This is a genomic window from Pseudomonas sp. NPDC089547, from assembly GCF_050280665.1.
In the GTDB taxonomy this organism is placed as follows: Bacteria; Pseudomonadota; Gammaproteobacteria; order Pseudomonadales; family Pseudomonadaceae; genus Aquipseudomonas.
On sequence record NZ_JBNNVS010000003.1, the window covers coordinates 1 to 16406 of the forward strand.

General features: G+C 63.3%; 16 protein-coding genes. 10 read left to right on the forward strand and 6 right to left on the reverse strand.

What is annotated here, in order from left to right:
- Nucleotides 1–137: 137 nt before the first annotated feature.
- Complete coding sequence (locus tag ACQKPZ_RS02745; protein ID WP_427535434.1) at nt 138–2501, reverse strand: penicillin acylase family protein; 2364 nt, start codon at nt 2499–2501, stop codon at nt 138–140.
- An 86-nt stretch (nt 2502–2587) separates the two neighbouring features.
- Here ACQKPZ_RS02745 and ACQKPZ_RS02750 point away from each other — a divergent pair, with 86 nt between their 5' ends.
- Nucleotides 2588–3154 carry a sugar O-acetyltransferase gene (locus ACQKPZ_RS02750; protein ID WP_427535435.1) on the forward strand — a complete coding sequence of 189 codons (567 nt, stop codon included), beginning with the start codon at nt 2588–2590 and terminating at the stop codon, nt 3152–3154.
- On the opposite strand, the gene ACQKPZ_RS02755 is transcribed toward ACQKPZ_RS02750, so the two are convergent.
- The gene (locus ACQKPZ_RS02755; protein ID WP_427535437.1) at nt 3133–3702 is read right to left on the reverse strand and encodes a DUF6436 domain-containing protein; all 570 of its coding nucleotides are present in this window, start codon (nt 3700–3702) and stop codon (nt 3133–3135) included. The two genes, ACQKPZ_RS02750 and ACQKPZ_RS02755, sit on opposite strands and share 22 nt — an antisense overlap.
- Before the next feature lie 233 nt (nt 3703–3935).
- Between ACQKPZ_RS02755 and ACQKPZ_RS02760 the strand changes: the two genes are divergently transcribed.
- Nucleotides 3936–4862, forward strand: a complete 927-nt coding sequence (locus tag ACQKPZ_RS02760; RefSeq protein ID WP_427535438.1) for an alpha/beta hydrolase — start codon at nt 3936–3938, stop codon at nt 4860–4862.
- On the opposite strand, the gene ACQKPZ_RS02765 is transcribed toward ACQKPZ_RS02760, so the two are convergent.
- Nucleotides 4863–5615, reverse strand: coding sequence for a DUF2059 domain-containing protein (locus ACQKPZ_RS02765; RefSeq protein WP_105947244.1), 753 nt, complete (start codon nt 5613–5615; stop codon nt 4863–4865). It lies immediately after the preceding gene.
- A 113-nt stretch (nt 5616–5728) separates the two neighbouring features.
- Between ACQKPZ_RS02765 and ACQKPZ_RS02770 the strand changes: the two genes are divergently transcribed.
- Both ACQKPZ_RS02770 and ACQKPZ_RS02775 read left to right on the forward strand, forming a co-directional pair.
- On the forward strand, nt 5729–6361 hold the full coding sequence (locus ACQKPZ_RS02770; RefSeq protein WP_427535623.1) for a 2OG-Fe(II) oxygenase: 633 nt from the start codon (nt 5729–5731) through the stop codon (nt 6359–6361).
- Nucleotides 6348–6851, forward strand: coding sequence for a DUF523 domain-containing protein (locus ACQKPZ_RS02775; RefSeq protein WP_391130492.1), 504 nt, complete (start codon nt 6348–6350; stop codon nt 6849–6851). Before ACQKPZ_RS02770 ends, ACQKPZ_RS02775 begins: the two co-directional genes overlap by 14 nt.
- A gap of 122 nt (nt 6852–6973) precedes the next feature.
- Here ACQKPZ_RS02775 and ACQKPZ_RS02780 read toward each other — a convergent pair whose 3' ends face one another.
- The gene (locus ACQKPZ_RS02780) at nt 6974–7462 is read right to left on the reverse strand and encodes a transporter substrate-binding domain-containing protein (protein WP_427535439.1); all 489 of its coding nucleotides are present in this window, start codon (nt 7460–7462) and stop codon (nt 6974–6976) included.
- Nucleotides 7463–7684: 222 nt separating this feature from the next.
- Between ACQKPZ_RS02780 and ACQKPZ_RS02785 the strand changes: the two genes are divergently transcribed.
- Nucleotides 7685–8161: a DUF4399 domain-containing protein gene (locus tag ACQKPZ_RS02785; RefSeq protein ID WP_391130486.1), complete on the forward strand. Its 477-nt coding sequence runs from the start codon at nt 7685–7687 to the stop codon at nt 8159–8161.
- 165 nt (nt 8162–8326) lie between these two features.
- On the opposite strand, the gene serA is transcribed toward ACQKPZ_RS02785, so the two are convergent.
- Nucleotides 8327–9556 (reverse strand): phosphoglycerate dehydrogenase, encoded by a 1230-nt coding sequence (gene serA / locus ACQKPZ_RS02790; protein ID WP_391130483.1) that lies wholly within the window; start codon nt 9554–9556, stop codon nt 8327–8329.
- A gap of 171 nt (nt 9557–9727) precedes the next feature.
- Here serA and ACQKPZ_RS02795 point away from each other — a divergent pair, with 171 nt between their 5' ends.
- The 4 genes from ACQKPZ_RS02795 (at nt 9728) to ACQKPZ_RS02810 (ending at nt 13908) form a co-directional block, all read left to right on the forward strand.
- A complete protein-coding gene (locus tag ACQKPZ_RS02795) occupies nt 9728–11125 on the forward strand; it encodes an FAD-binding oxidoreductase (RefSeq protein WP_427535441.1) in 1398 nt (465 codons plus the stop codon).
- Nucleotides 11126–11150: 25 nt separating this feature from the next.
- Entirely contained in the window at nt 11151–11816 is a 666-nt protein-coding gene (locus tag ACQKPZ_RS02800; protein WP_391130477.1) for a fumarylacetoacetate hydrolase family protein, read from the forward strand.
- A gap of 182 nt (nt 11817–11998) precedes the next feature.
- Nucleotides 11999–12916 (forward strand): SdiA-regulated domain-containing protein, encoded by a 918-nt coding sequence (locus ACQKPZ_RS02805; RefSeq protein ID WP_427535442.1) that lies wholly within the window; start codon nt 11999–12001, stop codon nt 12914–12916.
- A gap of 89 nt (nt 12917–13005) precedes the next feature.
- Nucleotides 13006–13908 (forward strand): SdiA-regulated domain-containing protein, encoded by a 903-nt coding sequence (locus tag ACQKPZ_RS02810; protein WP_427535444.1) that lies wholly within the window; start codon nt 13006–13008, stop codon nt 13906–13908.
- 103 nt (nt 13909–14011) lie between these two features.
- On the opposite strand, the gene rpiA is transcribed toward ACQKPZ_RS02810, so the two are convergent.
- The gene (rpiA, locus tag ACQKPZ_RS02815; RefSeq protein ID WP_016502110.1) at nt 14012–14686 is read right to left on the reverse strand and encodes a ribose-5-phosphate isomerase RpiA; all 675 of its coding nucleotides are present in this window, start codon (nt 14684–14686) and stop codon (nt 14012–14014) included.
- Nucleotides 14687–14821: 135 nt separating this feature from the next.
- On the opposite strand from rpiA, the gene ilvA reads away from it, so the two are divergent.
- Entirely contained in the window at nt 14822–16336 is a 1515-nt protein-coding gene (gene ilvA / locus ACQKPZ_RS02820; RefSeq protein ID WP_391130469.1) for a threonine ammonia-lyase, biosynthetic, read from the forward strand.
- Nucleotides 16337–16406: the final 70 nt, after the last annotated feature.

Sequence of the window (16406 nt, forward strand, 5' to 3'; positions counted from 1 at the left end):
CGTGTGCTCTCCCTATCGGGGGGCCGCTTTGCGGCCCATCGCCACACAAGGCCGCTCCTACAGGGGACCGCGCAAGTCCAGGACACGCGGCCCCGTGTAGGAGCGGCCTTGTGTCGCGATGGGCTGCGAAGCAGCCCCTACGGCGCTGGCACCAATCGCAAGGTACTCTGCGCCGGTATCATCCCCATCTGCGCCTTTTGATACTGCCCCTGCACATACCCTTCGGCCTGGTCCGCGTAATGCCGGTCGAACGGTACGCCACTCTGCCCAACGGGGTTGCTGGTCAGTGCCTGCCCGGCATCGGCAAAGTCGATCAGCCGCCGCGTAGATGGCCCATAGGTCACCGGCCAAGGTGCCGGGCCGATCTTCGCCGACAGGTTGTTCGGCACCTCGTGGGTACCAGGCGCAGCAAACGGGCCAACGTTGAACAGCAGGTTCAGCGGCTTTTTCACCCCCAGTGGATGGTTGTGGGTCAGGGTATGGGCCTTGCCCCATTGCCAGCTGGCCGGGTCGCTACCCAGAGTACCGCGCAGGTGTTTCAGGCTGGCCTGCCACGCCGTGCGCACCACCTCTGTTCGGCCAGTGCGGTGGTTGCCACCCCGGGTGTTCCACCAGGGCGAATCGGCATCCGCCGCCAGGCGGGGCAAGGCGGCGTCGATGGCGCGGGTGCTGATCAGCACCGGGAACCAGGTGTCGCCCAGTTCGTCATGCAGGGCCGCGAAGGCCACCTCATAGAGAAACTGGTTGAACAGCGTGGCGCTGGTCGAGTCCACCGGGTAGTCGCCGCGCCAGGCGGCCAGTTGCTCTACCAGTTCCTTCTCTTCGTCACCTTCGGCCACCGAGCGCAGGGTTGTCAGTAGCGGTGCAAGGGTGCGCGGGCCGTGGTCACTGGCGGTGTCCAGTTGCAAGGCCTGGCTGTTCTGCGTATCCCATTTCACCTCAGGGTTGGCCAGCTGGCGGTCGAGTTGGCGGCCACGGTCGGGCAGGTTGTAATAGCCCGGTATCGGCACCGCTGCCGGCGGCTGGTAGTTGGCCGAGACAATATAGCCACGCGCCGGGTTCTCTTGCTGCGGGTTGACGCTGAAGGGGTAGAAGCCGAGCTTGTCGGCCTGCGCGCTGGCGCCGTCGAGGATGAACGCCGGGTCGACGCCATCGGGGCGGATGGGTAGCTGCGCAGCGGCCCACCAGCCGATATCGCCCCGGGCATTGGCCCAGACAAAGTTCAGCCCCGGCGCATGGACCTTGGCCGCAGCTTCGCGCATCTTGCCCAAGGTGTCGGCGCGGTTAAGCTGATAGAAGCCTTCCAGGATCGGGTTTTCTGTTTCCAGAAACGCCCACCACATGGCGATGGGCGTAGGCCCGGCCGTGGCGCCCAGCACGTCGTTGACGATCGGGCCGTGAGGAGAACGGCGCAGGCTGAGGTTGACCGGTGCTTCGCCTTTGACCGCGATCTGCTGCTCGGTCTTCTCCAGCGCCTGCCATTTGCCATCGACCATGACCTGGTTGGCGTCGGCCGGGTTGGTGCGCTCGGCAATCAGATCTACATCGTCGTTCTGGAACATGGTCAGGCTCCAGCCGAAGTCGCGGTTGTGGCCGAGCAGGGCAAACGGATTCAGCGCCTGGAAGTAGCCATACAGGTTGAAGCCGGGCGCCGATAGCTCGGCTTCGTACCACACGGCCGGCACCGCGAAGCTGATGTGCGGGTCGCCGGCCAGCAGCGGCTTGCCACTGCGGGTATGGCTGCCTGAAATGGCCCAGGCATTGCTGCCTTCGAACTGTGGGATGCCGGCTTCGACCAGCGCCTCGTGGCTGAGGCGGGCTAGGGCTTCCAGGCTTTGCCAGTCGGCAGCGGCCAGTGGCGTACCCAGCGCCCCCTCGGGCTGCCAGCCGAGGTCGAAGATGTTCAGGTAATCGGGGCCAAGCTGGTCGCGGATGTAGGTGAGCGCAGGTTCGGTGCGGAACGCGGCGGCAAAACTGTAGGCCAGGTAGCCGGCGATGCTCAGGGTGTCTTCGGCAGTGAATGGGCGCGGGGTGATGCCGAGCAGGTCGAACTCCATGGGTTTGGGGTGGCTGGCCTGCCAGTTATTGACCCCGTCGAGGTAGGCTTGCAGGGCCTGCCAGGCGGGCGACTGCGGGTCCTGCCGGTTGGCCATCAATGCGGCCTGCTCGCGTATGCGCAGGCTGCGGAACAACGTGTCGGTGGGCAGCAGCTTGTCGCCCAGCACCTCGGCCAGTTCGCCGCGGGCCAGGCGGCGCATGATTTCCATCTGGAACAGCCGGTCCTGGGCATGCACGTAGCCCAGGGCGCGGTACAGGTCTGGCTCGTTCTGCGCTTGCAGGTGCGGCACGCCGCGGGCGTCGTAGCGCACGCTGACCGGCGCTTGCAGGCTGGCTATGGCCACCTCGCCCTCCCGCTGCGGCAGCTTGCCCTGCACGTACCAGTAACCGGCGCCGGCGGCCGCGGCAACGACCACGGCCAACAGGGTCAGGCTGCGTTTCATGCAGACTCCTTGTGCGTCAAAGCAGAAAATGTGGTCCGATCATCGGCGGATTCGCGAACAGAGCATAGCCCCGGGAAGGAGATTCCATGTCACTCAGCGAAAAACAGAAGATGCTTGCAGGCCAGCTCTACCATGCTGGTTGCCCTGAACTGCAGGCTGAGCAGATCACCAACAAACACTGGATGCACCGCTACAACAGCAGCGTCGAACTGCTCAACGATGCACGCCATGGGCTGTTGCTGGAGCACTTCGGCCAGGTTGGCGAAGGCGCGGTGATCCGTCCGCCGTTCTATTGCGATTACGGCTACAACATCAGCGTTGGCCGCAATACTTTCATGAACTTCAACTGCGTGATCCTCGACGTGATGCCGGTGCGTATCGGTGACGACTGCCAGATCGGCCCGAATGTGCAGATCTACACCGCCGACCACCCGCTGGACCCTGACCTGCGGCGCAGTGGGCTGGAGAGTGGGCGGGCGGTGACCATCGGCAACAACGTGTGGATCGGCGGCGCGGCGATCATCCTGCCGGGGGTGAACATTGGCGACAATGCAGTGGTGGGGGCCGGGAGTGTGGTCACCCGCGACGTGCCGGCCGGTGCAACGGTGGTGGGTAACCCGGCGCGGGTGCGTCAGCCCGCCCAAGGGCAATAACAGCCGACCGCCAGGGTATTGGAGGCGCTGACCTGACGGCCGTCGAGCAACGCTTTGAGGATGGGCTCGACGAAACTGTTGCTGGCGTTGCACACCGCGCCCTCGCTGTACGGGCCGAAGTAGGCGAGGTGGCCCTGTTTGTCCCAGATGGCTACGGCCGGGGAGGCGGGCAAGTGCTCGCTGCCGGGCAGGCTGGCGAGAGGCTTGAGGGTGGTGAGGTTGGCGGGCAACTGGCCGTGGCTGCCGGGCTTTTGCAGCACGTGGAAGCTTACGCCCTGGTCGGCGAACTGGCTGACCAGGTCGCCCAGGTGTTGCTGGTTGCCGACGTTGCAGGGGCAGGACGGGTCCCAGAAGTGCACCACGCGGATTGGGCCAGGGCCGGCGAGTTCGGCGGGTAGTTGCAGCTGGCTACCGTCGAACAGTGTGGCCTGGTTGTCGAACGGGCGCAGGTAGCGGGCCTGGAAGGTGGTGTAGGCCTGCCAGAGGATGACGGCGCCGACTAACAAGGCGATTACCGTGCACAGCGGTTTGATGATCCGAGTCTTCATGACGTTTCCGCGATCCCCTGTAGGAGCGGCCTTGTGTCGCGATAGGGCCGCATAGCGGCCCCGGCAGTATCAGCGTGGTGCAGAAATCCCGGGGGCGCTTCGCACCCCATCGCGACACAAGGCCGCTCCTACAGGGGATCGGTGGTTGATGTTCGATGGTGAGCAAGCTTGCCATGGCGTGGGCCAGAGCTGAATATCCCAGATCAATACTTGCTTCGCTGTGGATGTACCCGATGCCCGCTGCCTTTCACCCGGACCAAATGCGCTCCCGCCTGGCGCCATTGACCGCTCGCCAACCGTTAACGGCCGAAGCGCACGACTACCAGCGCTTCTACGGCCTGAACCTGCCGGCACAAAGCTGGCTGGGCAGTTTCCAGGCGGCGGGATTCGACCTGGTCGGGCAGGCCTGGTTACCCGAACATCCAAGCGCGACGCTGTTTCTGCTGCACGGCTATTACGACCACATGGGCCTGTATCGGCATGTGATCGACTGGGCGCTCAAGCAGGGTTTCGCGGTGATCAGCTGCGACCTGCCCGGCCACGGCCTGTCCAGTGGCGAACGGGCCAGCATCAGTGATTTCGCGGTGTACCAGCAGGTGCTGGAGGCGTTGTTCGAACAGGCGCTCACGCTGCACCTGCCGCGCCCTTGGCACCTGTGTGGGCAGAGCACTGGCGGTGCCATTGCTGTGGATCACCTGTTGCACCAAGGTGAGCGCAGCCCGATCGACGGGCAGGTCATCCTGTTGGCACCGTTGGTGAGGCCTTGCTCCTGGCGCTGGTCGAAACTGAGCTACCGCGTGCTGCGTCACTTCGTGAACGGTATCGAACGGCGCTTCAGCGAAAACACCAACGACCCGGGCTTCCTGGCATTCCTGGAGGCAGACCCGCTGCAACCGCGGCGCCTGCCTACCGCCTGGGTGGGCGCACTGATCGCCTGGGTCAAGCGCATCGAGGCCGCGCCGCGCAGTTCGCGGCGGCCGTTGATTGTGCAGGGGGAGGCCGATGGCACGGTGGACTGGCCCTACAACCTTGAAGTGCTCAAGGCCAAGTTTGCCGAGCCGCAGATATTGATGCTGCCCGAGGCACGCCACCACCTGGCCAACGAGCTGCCGGGCATTCGCCAGCGCTACTTCGACTTCATCGACCAGCGCCTGGGTTGATCACTTCAGGTCGTTGCTGCTCTGGCCAACCGCCAGCCCGGCGCGCACGGCGGCCAGGGCAGCCTGGTAGTACGCCTTGCCGTCGGGTGACTCGGCAAAGGTGGCGAACTCTTCCAGCTCGGCGTCGGACAGGTCGCGGTAAACGTACAGCAGGGTGTTGTTGAGGTCTTCGCCGATCTGGTTCATCAGGCGCTGGCGCTGGCCGTCGAGCAGGCCCTGGGCCTGGCCGCCGCCAAACAGGCCGGGGATCATCGAACTGAGGCTGTCGGCTGCCACGCCGGCGATGGCCAGGCTGACTTCGGCACCAGCCTCACGCGCGGGCAGGGCTTGTGCCAGGTGGCCGATGACCAGCAGGCGGTCGTCGCTGGCCTGGATCTTCGGCAGGCCTTTGGCATTCTTGGCCAGCTCGTCCTTGCGTGTGGCCTTCAGCTCGGCTGCCACCACCTTGCGCCCCAGCGGCGACTGGAAGAACGCCAGCGCCGGTGCCGGATTGGCCAGCGTGGCGCGCAGCTGCGCCTGGGCGCGACGGTCCACCGCCTGGGCCTGGAAGCGCTGGTTGCTGTTGTTGACCAGCGCCTGGTACACGGCGGGTGGCAAACTGTTGCGGTAGCGCGCCTGGGCGGCGGTGAGGGCATCGTTGAAGTGGGCGCGCTGGTCGGGCCAGCCGGCGGCCTTGTACAGTTGATCCAGGTTGTCTGCCCAGACAGGCATGGTGCAGATCATCAGCAGAATCAGGGAAAACAGACGGCGCATTCAGGACTCCTGTCGGCAGGTGGCTATTGTCCTTGGCCCGGCGCCGGTTTGTCGAGATATCCGCGTATTTCTCGGCCAAGTGGCGCTGTGCGCCGGCATGGCTAATGGATATGATGCGCGCCATGCACAACTCCCCCGAACACCCGATGCTTGCGGCCGTCGTCGACGATCTGGCCACCCATGGCTGGTCCCAGCAGGCGCTGTTTTTGCCTGCCGACCTGGTGCGCGCGCTGGCGGCCGAATGCCGGCGCCGTGATGCCGAAGGCGAACTCAACCCGGCAGGGGTTGGGCGCGGGGTTGCCCAGGAGGTGCGCGAGGCCATCCGCGGCGATCAGATCCAGTGGATCGACCCTGGGCAGGCAGAGGCCTGCGACCAGTACCTGGTGGCCATGGACCAGTTGCGCCTGGCCATCAACCAGGGCCTGTTCCTGGGCCTGGAAGACTTCGAAAGCCACTTTGCCCTGTATCCACCGGGGGCATTTTATCGCCGGCACCTGGACCGTTTTCGCGACGATGACCGGCGCATGGTGTCGGCCGTGCTGTACCTGAATGAAGGCTGGCAGCCGCAGGACGGTGGCCAGTTGCGCATGTTCCTGGCAGACGACGTAGAGCATGACGTTGAGCCCGTGGCGGGCTGCCTGGTGGTATTCCTGTCGGGTGAAGTGCCCCACGAAGTGCTGCCGGCCGGCCGTGAGCGGTTGTCATTGACGGGTTGGTTCAGGCGCCGTGGCAATGACCCGTTCTGATTTGCCCAAGGTGCTGGTCAGCGCCTGCCTGCTGGGGCAGCCGGTGCGTTATGACGGCCGGGCCAGCGGCCATCCCGACCTGTTGCAGCAGTGGCAGGCAGAAGGGCGCGTAGTGCCGTTGTGCCCGGAGGTGGCCGGTGGCTTGCCTACCCCGCGCCCGCCTGCGGAGATCCCGGGCGGGCAGGGCGGCGAGGTGCTTGATGGTGGGGCGCAGGTGATCACCGTGACGGGCGAAGATGTCAGTGCCGAGTTTCTGGCCGGGGCGCAGCTGGCGTTGGAGCTGGTGCGGCGGCATGGCATTGGCGTGGCGGTGCTGAAGGCGGGTAGCCCTTCGTGTGGCAACCGGTTGACCTATGACGGCACATTCAGCGGTGTGAAGGTGGCGGGGGAAGGGGTGACCACGGCGTTGTTGCGGCGGGCGGGGGTGCTGGTGTTCAGTGAGCTGGAGCTGGAAGAGGCGCAGCGGGCGCTGGCTGGGCTTTCAGTTTAAGCCTGTCCCGGCCCTTTCGCGGGCACGCCCGCTCCCACAGGATCACCACATGATTCAAGACCTGTGCAGTACCTGTGGGAGCGGGCGTGCCCGCGAAGAGGCCGGGACAGGCACTCGATAATTTACTGCCCGGCCGCAGTCTCCTGCACACCCTTGAACCACTTCTGCTCAAGCTCGGCCGTGCGGCCACTGTCCTTCAGCCGTTGCAGCGCATTGTTCACCGCGCTCTCGAACGCCGGGTTGTCCTTCTGGAACGGAATCACCAGCTTCTTTTCGCCAATCGGCAGGCTCGCATCGAGTGGGCCGTCGCCTTTTGGCGCATCAGTCGATGGCGTGAGTGCAATGTCATATTTGCCACTCTCGACGCCGCTCAGCACTTCGGCGGCTGGTGCCTCGACGAACTCGGCGCGCAAGTCCAGTTCCCGGGCCAGGTCCTGGCCAAATTCGATGTCGAAGCCCGTCAGGCGATCGTCTTGCTTGAAGGCGTACGGCGAGTTGTCAGGCTGCACGGCAATGCGCAGTTCGCCCCGGTCGGCGACTTCGTCAATCAGCTCCGCCTGGGCCAATGGACTGATCAGTACTGCCAGCAGTACCCCTATGGTCGAACGCATGAATGCCCCTTTTCTTTTAGCAGATGAGTAACTTTCGTCACGGCTTTCTTCCTCGCCGTGATCGAGCGCAGCCTATGACCTTGAAGCCTCGGCAATGTTTAACCATGACCGAAATATTTCTGTCAGACAATGTGAACACCTTGGCGAATATTTCAACTAAGGTGAACTACCGCTGCTTTTGGACACCGGCAGCGGTCATTAAGTGAATCACAGGAGAAGTGAATGAACAGCCTATTTTCGCGTGCTGCCGTTGCCGGTCTGCTGATGGGAGCGTCGGTTTTCGCCGTTGCTGCGGACGCCCTGAAGAGCCAGGAGCCGCCCAAGGAGGCCAAGGTCTTCATCGTTTCCCCCGCCGATGGTGCAACAGTCGACAAGACCTTTACCGTCAAGTTCGGCATCGAGGGTATGGGCCTCAAGCCTGCAGGTGACCAGACCCCGCACACCGGGCACCACCACCTGCTGGTGGATGTGGACAAAGAGCCGGTCGCCGACATGCCGCTGCCGACCAGCCTGATGCCAGAGGCCGGCACCGCACTGCCAGCAGGCCCGCAAGTGCTGCACTTCGGCAAGGCTCAGACCGAAACCAGCATTACCCTGACCCCGGGCAAGCACACGCTGCAACTGATTCTGGGTGACCAGTATCACGTGCCGTTCAAGCCAAGCGTCGAGTCGAAGAAGATTACTGTCGACGTGAAGTAAGCGTTGGACTCTTCGCGGGCTCGCCCGCTCCCACAGGAATCCCGTAAGCCTCGGGTTTGCGGTCATCCTGTGGGAGCGGGCAAGCCCGCGAAGCAGGAGACGCCGATTTCACAGGCAAAAAAAGGGAGGCCGTCAGGGCCTCCCTTTTTCATGCCGCCAGCGAACTTAGAACAGTACGCGGGAACGGATGGTGCCCTTGACCTGTTGCAGTTTCTCTTGCGCCAGGTCCGAGTACTCGGCGTCAACGTCGATTACCACGTAGCCGACTTTCTCGTTGGTCTGCAGGAACTGACCGGAGATGTTGATACCGTTCTCGGCGAAGACTTTGTTGATCTCGCTGAGCACGCCTGGGATGTTTTCGTGGATGTGCAGCAGGCGGTGCTTGCCTGGGTGGGCCGGCAGGGCCACTTCCGGGAAGTTGACCGAGGACACCGAGGTACCGTTGTCGCTGTACTTGACCAGCTTCTCGGCCACTTCCAGGCCGATGTTGGCCTGGGCTTCGGCGGTGGAACCACCGATGTGCGGGGTCAGGATCACGTTGTCCAGGCCGCGCAGCGGGCTTTCGAACTCTTCGTCGTTGGAGCGTGGCTCGACCGGGAACACGTCGATGGCGGCGCCGATCAGGTGCTTGTCCTTGATGGCGGCAGCCAGGTGGTCCAGCTCGACCACGGTGCCACGGGCGGCGTTGATCAGGATCGCGCCCTTCTTCATTGCACGGATTTCCTTCTCGCCGATCATCCACTGGGTGGATGGCAGCTCAGGCACGTGCAGCGAGACGATGTCGGCCAGGCCCAGCAGCTCGTTCAGGCTGGTGACCTGCACGGCGTTGCCCAGTGGCAGCTTGGTCAGCGGGTCGAAGAAGTACACCTGCATGCCCAGGTTCTCGGCCAGGACCGACAGTTGGGTACCGATCGAGCCGTAGCCGACGATGCCCAGCTTCTTGCCGCGGATTTCGAACGAGTTGGCCGCGCTCTTGATCCAGCCGCCACGGTGGCAGGAGGCGTTTTTCTCAGGGATGCCGCGCAGCAGCAGGATGGCCTCGGCCAGTACCAGTTCGGCCACCGAACGGGTGTTGGAGTACGGCGCGTTGAACACGGCGATACCGCGCTCGCGGGCCGCTTCCAGGTCTACCTGGTTGGTGCCGATGCAGAAGCAGCCAACGGCGACCAGTTTCTTGGCGCAGTCGAAGATCTCTTCGGTGAGCTGGGTGCGCGAACGGATGCCGATGAAGTGGGCATCGGCGATCTTTTCCTTCAGCTCGGCTTCCGGCAACGAACCAGTGAGGTATTCGATGTTGGTGTAGCCGGCAGCCTTGAGGGTATCGACTGCGTTCTGGTGCACACCTTCAAGAAGAAGGAACCGGATCTTGCTCTTGTCGAGAGAAGTCTTGCTCATCTGCGTAAACCTGTATCCCGGAGAAAAAATGGCGAGGGGTGATGCCAGGCGCTAGGGCAGCCTTAGCATGAACAGCGGGAGGGCTATGCTAGCATACGCGACACAATCTGAGCTTATCCCGACAGGTGAAGAGTGCTCAGGGTGACTATGAATAAGTCGAGAGTTCCAGCGATGACCCACCCCGCTGTAATTGAAGAACTGATGACCCTTGTCGACCCTGGCAAGGTCCTGACTGACGCGGCTTCCCTTGAGGCCTATGGCAAGGACTGGACCAAGCATTACCCGCCGGCGCCCACCGCCATCGTGTTCCCCAAGACAGTAGAGCAGGTGCAGGCGATTGTGCGTTGGGCCAATGCGCACAAGGTGGCGCTGGTGCCCTCTGGCGGGCGTACAGGCCTTTCTGCCGGCGCCGTGGCGGCCAATGGCGAGGTTGTCGTTTCCTTCGACTGCATGAACCAGATTCTCGGCTTCAACGCCTTCGACCGCACCGTGGTCTGCCAGCCAGGCGTGATCACTCGGCAGTTGCAGGCCTACGCCGAAGAACAGGGCCTTTATTACCCGGTGGATTTCGCTTCCAGCGGTTCAAGCCAGATTGGCGGCAATATCGGTACCAATGCTGGCGGCATCAAGGTGATTCGCTATGGCATGACCCGCAACTGGGTCGCCGGGTTGAAAGTGGTCACCGGCAAGGGCGAATTGCTGGAACTGAATAAAGACCTGATCAAGAACGCCACCGGCTACGACCTGCGTCAGCTGTTCATTGGCGCCGAAGGCACGCTGGGGCTCGTGGTCGAGGCCACCATGCGGCTGGACCGGGCACCGCGCAACCTCACGGCGATGGTGCTGGGCACGCCTGACTTCGACTCGATCATGCCGGTGCTGCATGCCTTCCAGGGCAAGCTGGACCTGACCGCCTTTGAGTTCTTTTCCGACAAGGGCCTGGCCAAGATCCTTGCGCGCGGCGATGTGCCGGCACCGTTTGCGACCGATTGCCCGTTCTATGCGCTGCTGGAGTTCGAGGCCAGCACTGAAGAAGTGGCCAACGAAGCCCTGGCTACCTTTGAGCACTGTGTCGAGCAGGGCTGGGTGCTGGACGGGGTGATGAGCCAGAGCGAAACCCAGCTGAAAAACCTGTGGAAACTGCGCGAATACCTGTCGGAGACCATCTCGCACTGGACACCGTACAAGAACGACATTTCGGTCACTGTGTCGAAAGTGCCGGCGTTCCTGCGTGATATCGACGCCATCGTCGCAGAGCATTACCCGGATTACGAGGTGGTGTGGTACGGCCACATCGGCGATGGCAACCTGCACCTGAATATCCTCAAGCCCGAACACATGAGCAAGGACGACTTCTTTGCCTCGTGCACCAAGGTCAACAAGTGGGTGTTCGATATCGTCAAACACTACAACGGCTCGATCTCGGCCGAGCACGGCGTGGGCATGACCAAGCGCGATTACCTGGCCTACAGCCGCTCACCTGAAGAAATCGCCTGCATGAAGGCGATAAAGGCCGTGTTCGACCCTAACGGCATCATGAATCCGGGTAAGATCTTCGCTCCTGAATAAAAAGCAGTATCCAGAGGAGTCGGCCATGAGTTACCAGCACCAGTACGTAGACGGCACGCGCATTCACTTCCCGCTGGGCAAGGTGGTGTGCATCGGCCGTAACTATGCCGAGCATGCCAAGGAACTGGACAACCCGATCCCCACCGAGCCGCTGCTGTTCATCAAACCGGGCAGCTGCGTGGTGCCGGCCGAGGGTGGCTTCAAGATCCCGGCCGAGCGTGGTTCGGTGCACTATGAGGCGGAAATCGCCGTGCTGCTGGGCAAGCCGCTGTCGGCCCACCCGACTGAAGAAGAAGTGCTGGACGCCATTTCCGGTTATGCCCCGGCGCTGGACCTGACCCTTCGCGACGTACAGGCCAAGCTGAAAGAGAAGGGCCTGCCGTGGGAACTGGCCAAGAGCTTCGACGGCGCCTGCGTGTTGCCGCCGTTCGTTTCGGCTGGCAGCTTCGAGGACGTGACCGACATCCCGGTGCGCCTGACCGTCAACGGCGAAGTGCGCCAGGACGGCAACAGCGCGATGATGTTGAACCCGATCGTGCCGATGATCCAGTACATGGCGGCGCATTTCTCGCTGCAGCCGGGGGATGTGATCCTCACCGGTACCCCGGCGGGCGTGGGGCCGTTCAATGTGGGGGATGAGCTGGTGCTGGAACTGCCGGGTGTGAGCCGCTTCGAAAGCCGGGTGCTCTGATTCAAGACCGGGTTGGCTTCTTCGCGGGCGCGCCCGCTCCCACAGGTACAGCGCCGCCCTTGAGTGTTGCGCGGTTCCTGTGGGAGCGGGCGTGCCCGCGAAGAGGCCAGTCCTGTTTACCGATTTTTCACACCCGATCCGGATAATGCGCGCACCTACGCCCATTTCCCCAGGAACCTCGCATGCCATCACCCTCCGCCCCGGCAACCTCCAAGCGTCGCTTCTACCTGCGCTGGCCCTTCGGCCTGGCCGTGGCGGCGGTGATCGGCTATGGCGTGGCCGTTGCCATGCACTGGGATGACCGTGGCGCGTTGTGGGTAAAAGAAAGCTTCGAAAGCACTGCCGAGCGCAGTGAAAGCGTGTGGCTGCCGGACTACCAGGTGGACATCGATGCCAAGCCGCTGCCGGGCATGGACGATGACGAAGCCTCGGACCTGGCTTTCAACCCGCGTACCCGTACCCTGTTCGCGGTAATGGGCAAGAACCCGATCCTGGTCGAGCTGAGCCTGGACGGCGATGTACTGCGCAAGATCCCGCTCAACGGCTGGAACAACCCGGAAGGCGTCGCCGTGCTGGAAGACGGGTACCTGGCGATCACCGACGAGCGCCTGCACGACCTGACCGTGGTCAAGGTGGATGCACAGACCACCTCGTTGAACCACGACGACTTCCAGAGCCACGACCTGGGCCCGTCGGTGAAAAGCAACAAAGGCTTTGAAGCAGTAGCCTGGGACCCACTGCGCCAGCGCCTGATCATCGGCGAAGAGCGCCCGCCCAAGCTTTACACCTGGAACAGCGATGGCCGCAGCCCGCTCAAGGGTGACAAACAGCCGTTGCCCAGTGATGAGCTCGATCTGCGCAACCTCTCGGCGCTGGGCGTCGACCCGCGTACTGGCCACTTGCTGGTGCTTTCGGCCGACTCCAACATGCTGCTGGAGCTGGACGAACAGGGTCAGCAAGTCAGCTTCATGACCTTGCTGGGTGGCTTCAACGGGCTTGAAGACACCATCCCGCGTGCTGAAGGCGTGGCCATGGACGACAAGGGCAACCTGTACATGGTCAGCGAGCCGGCGCTGTTCTATCGCTTCAAGAAAAACTGACAGCACCTTCAGATTTGCCTGACGCTGGCATTAAGCTTTGCTTCAGCCGTTAATGGTTAGATTCGCCATCCCTGTGTCGAGTCTGCCCTATGCGCCGTTTTGTTCGTCTGTTTCTGATACTTGCCGCCCTCGGCCTGCTCCTGCTTGGCTGGGCCGGGCAGGAGTTTCGCCTGTTCGAGCGTGGCTGGTTCAACCTGAAGACCTGGTGGCAGCCCGCCGAGCAGAGCATTGGCCTGGACCGCTACCGGGTGGTGGTGGAGGCCAAGCCGGTCGAAGGGCTGGATGACGACATCTCGGCGCTGACCTACGACCCCGACCGCAAGACCCTGTTCACCGTCACCAACGCCCGTTCGGAGCTGATCGAGCTGTCGCTGGACGGCCGCATCCTGCGCCGCGTACCGCTGACCGGTTTCGGCGACCCGGAAGCCGTCGAGTACGTTGGGCCGAACAGCTACGTGATCACCGATGAGCGTCAGCAGCGGCTGATTCGCGTGCGCCTGGAAGACGACACGATGTTCCTCGATGCCGGCGATGCCGAGCAGCTCAGCCTGGGCATCGGCCTGAACGGCAACAAGGGCTTTGAGGGCCTGGCCTACGATTCGGCGGGCAAACGCCTGTTCGTGGCCAAGGAGCGTGACCCGATGCTGATCTATGAGGTGCACGGCTTCCCGCATGACAACCCGGACAAGCCTTATGCCGTGCATGTGGTGCAGGACCGCAAGCGTGATGCGCGGCTGTTTGTGCGGGATTTGTCGAGCTTGCAGTTCGATGAGCGCAGCGGGCATTTGCTGGCGCTGTCGGACGAGTCGCGTTTGGTGCTGGAGCTGGATGTAAAGGGCCGGCCGCTCAGTACCTTGTCGTTGCGCAAGGGTTTCCAGGGGTTGCAGGCGACGGTGCCGCAGGCGGAGGGGATTGCGATGGATGAAGCGGGGACCATTTACCTGGTCAGTGAGCCGAACCTGTTCTATGTGTTCAAGCAGCCGGCTGATTGATGGATTTGAGGGCCTATTCGCGGGCGCGCCCGCTCCCACAGGTATGCCACAGGTTTCAGACCCTGTGCAGTACCTGTGGGAGCGGGCGTGCCCGCGAAGAAGGTTACTCGGCCTTCAGGCTCTTCACACCTTCAGCGGTACCCAGCAGCAGCAGATCCGCTGGCCGCGCCGCAAACAGGCCGTTGGTCACCACGCCAACAATGGCATTGATCTGCGCTTCCAGCTCCACCGGGTTGGTGATCTGCAGGTTGTGCACATCGAGGATCACGTTGCCGTTATCGGTCACCACACCCTCACGGTAAACCGGATCACCGCCCAGCTTCACCAGCTGGCGGGCCACGTGGCTGCGGGCCATCGGGATCACTTCGACCGGCAGCGGGAAGGCGCCCAGCACCGGTACCAGCTTGCTGCCGTCGGCGATGCAGATGAAGGTCTTGGCCACGGCCGCGACGATTTTCTCGCGGGTCAGGGCTGCGCCGCCGCCCTTGATCAGGTTCAGGTGCGCGTCGCTCTCGTCGGCACCGTCCACGTAGAACTCCAGCTCGCTGACGCTGTTCAGCTCGTAGACCGGGATGCCATGGCCCTTCAGACGCTGGGCGGTGGCTTCGGAGCTGGCGACTGCGCCGTCGAAGGCGGTCTTGTGCTGAGCCAGGGCGTCGATGAAGAAGTTGGCTGTCGAACCGGTACCGACGCCGACGACGCTCTTTTCATCCAGCTTGGGCAGAATGAAGTCGACAGCGGCCTGGGCGACGGCCTGTTTGAGTTGGTCCTGGGTCATGCGGGCTCCGAAAAGGGGCAGGGCGGTTTTCAAAGTTGCCTAGTATAACGGCTTGGGCGGCTTTGCTGTGGTCGCCCGACGTAGCGCTGGGGTAGACTCCCAGCCCTTGTCCCGCGGCCCAGTGATGCGTTCCCGATGCTCGAACAGTACGTCAAGAAGATCCTCACCTCGCGCGTCTATGACGTTGCCGTCGAAACCCCGCTGCAGAGCGCCGGGCAGCTGAGCAAGCGCCTGGGCAACCAGATTCTGCTCAAGCGCGAAGACCTGCAGCCGGTGTTCTCGTTCAAGATCCGTGGGGCGTACAACAAGCTGGCCCAGCTGAGCCCGGAAGAGCTGGCCCGTGGCGTGGTTACTGCCTCGGCCGGCAACCACGCCCAGGGCCTGGCCCTGGCGGCGCGTGAGATGGGCATAAAAGCCACAATCGTGATGCCCAAGACCACCCCTGAGATCAAGATCGAAGGCGTGCGGTCACGCGGTGGCAAGGTAGTGCTGCATGGCGACTCGTTCCCCGAGGCGCTGGCGTATTCACTGAAGCTGGTGGACGAAAAGGGCTTTGTCTACGTTCACCCCTACGACGACCCGCACACCATTGCCGGCCAGGGCACCGTGGCGATGGAAATCCTGCGCCAGCACCCTGGCCAGCTGGATGCCATCTTCGTGCCCGTGGGCGGTGGCGGCCTGATTGCCGGCATTGCCGCCTACGTGAAGTACCTGCGCCCGGAGATCAAGGTGATCGGCGTGGAGCCGGACGACTCCAACTGCCTGCAGGCGGCCATGGCGGCGGGTGAGCGCGTGGTGCTGCCGCAGGTCGGGTTGTTCGCCGATGGCGTAGCAGTGGCCCAGATCGGCCAGCACACCTTTGATATCTGCCGTCACCATGTGGATGAAGTCGTTACCGTCAGTACCGACGAGATCTGCGCGGCTATCAAGGATATCTACGACGATACCCGCTCGATCACCGAACCTGCCGGCGCGTTGGGCGTGGCCGGCATCAAGAAGTACGTTGAGCTGTACGGCGTGGCCGGGCAGACCCTGGTGGCCATCGACTCCGGTGCCAACGTCAACTTTGACCGCCTGCGCCATGTGGCCGAGCGTGCCGAGTTGGGTGAGAAGCGCGAGGCGATCATCGCCGTGACCATTCCCGAGCGCCCGGGCAGCTTCAAAGCCTTCTGCGAAGCCATTGGCAAGCGGCAGATCACCGAGTTCAACTACCGCAAGCACACCTCGGACGAAGCGCACATCTTTGTCGGCGTGCAGACGCACCCGGAGAGCGACCCGCGAGCGGCGCTGGTGCAGCACCTGACCGAGCAGGGCTTCCCGGTTACCGACTTGACCGACAACGAACTGGCCAAGCTGCATATTCGCCATATGGTCGGCGGTCATTCGGCCGGTGCCAGCGACGAGATGGTGCTGCGCTTCGAGTTCCCCGAGCGGCCGGGGGCGTTGTTCAATTTCCTTAACAAGCTGGGCGGGCGCTGGAATATTTCGATGTTCCATTATCGCAACCATGGCGCGGCAGACGGGCGCGTGGTAGCGGGGTTGCAGGTGCCGGAGGATGAGCGCCACCTGGTGCCGGCAGCGTTGGCCAAGATCGGCTACCCGTACTGGGACGAGACCGAGAACCCGGCCTACAAGCTGTTCCTGGGCTGAGCGGCTAAGCTAGGCCTTAGGGCCTATTCGCGGGCTTGCCCGCTCCCACAGGTACTGCGCAGGCCTCAGG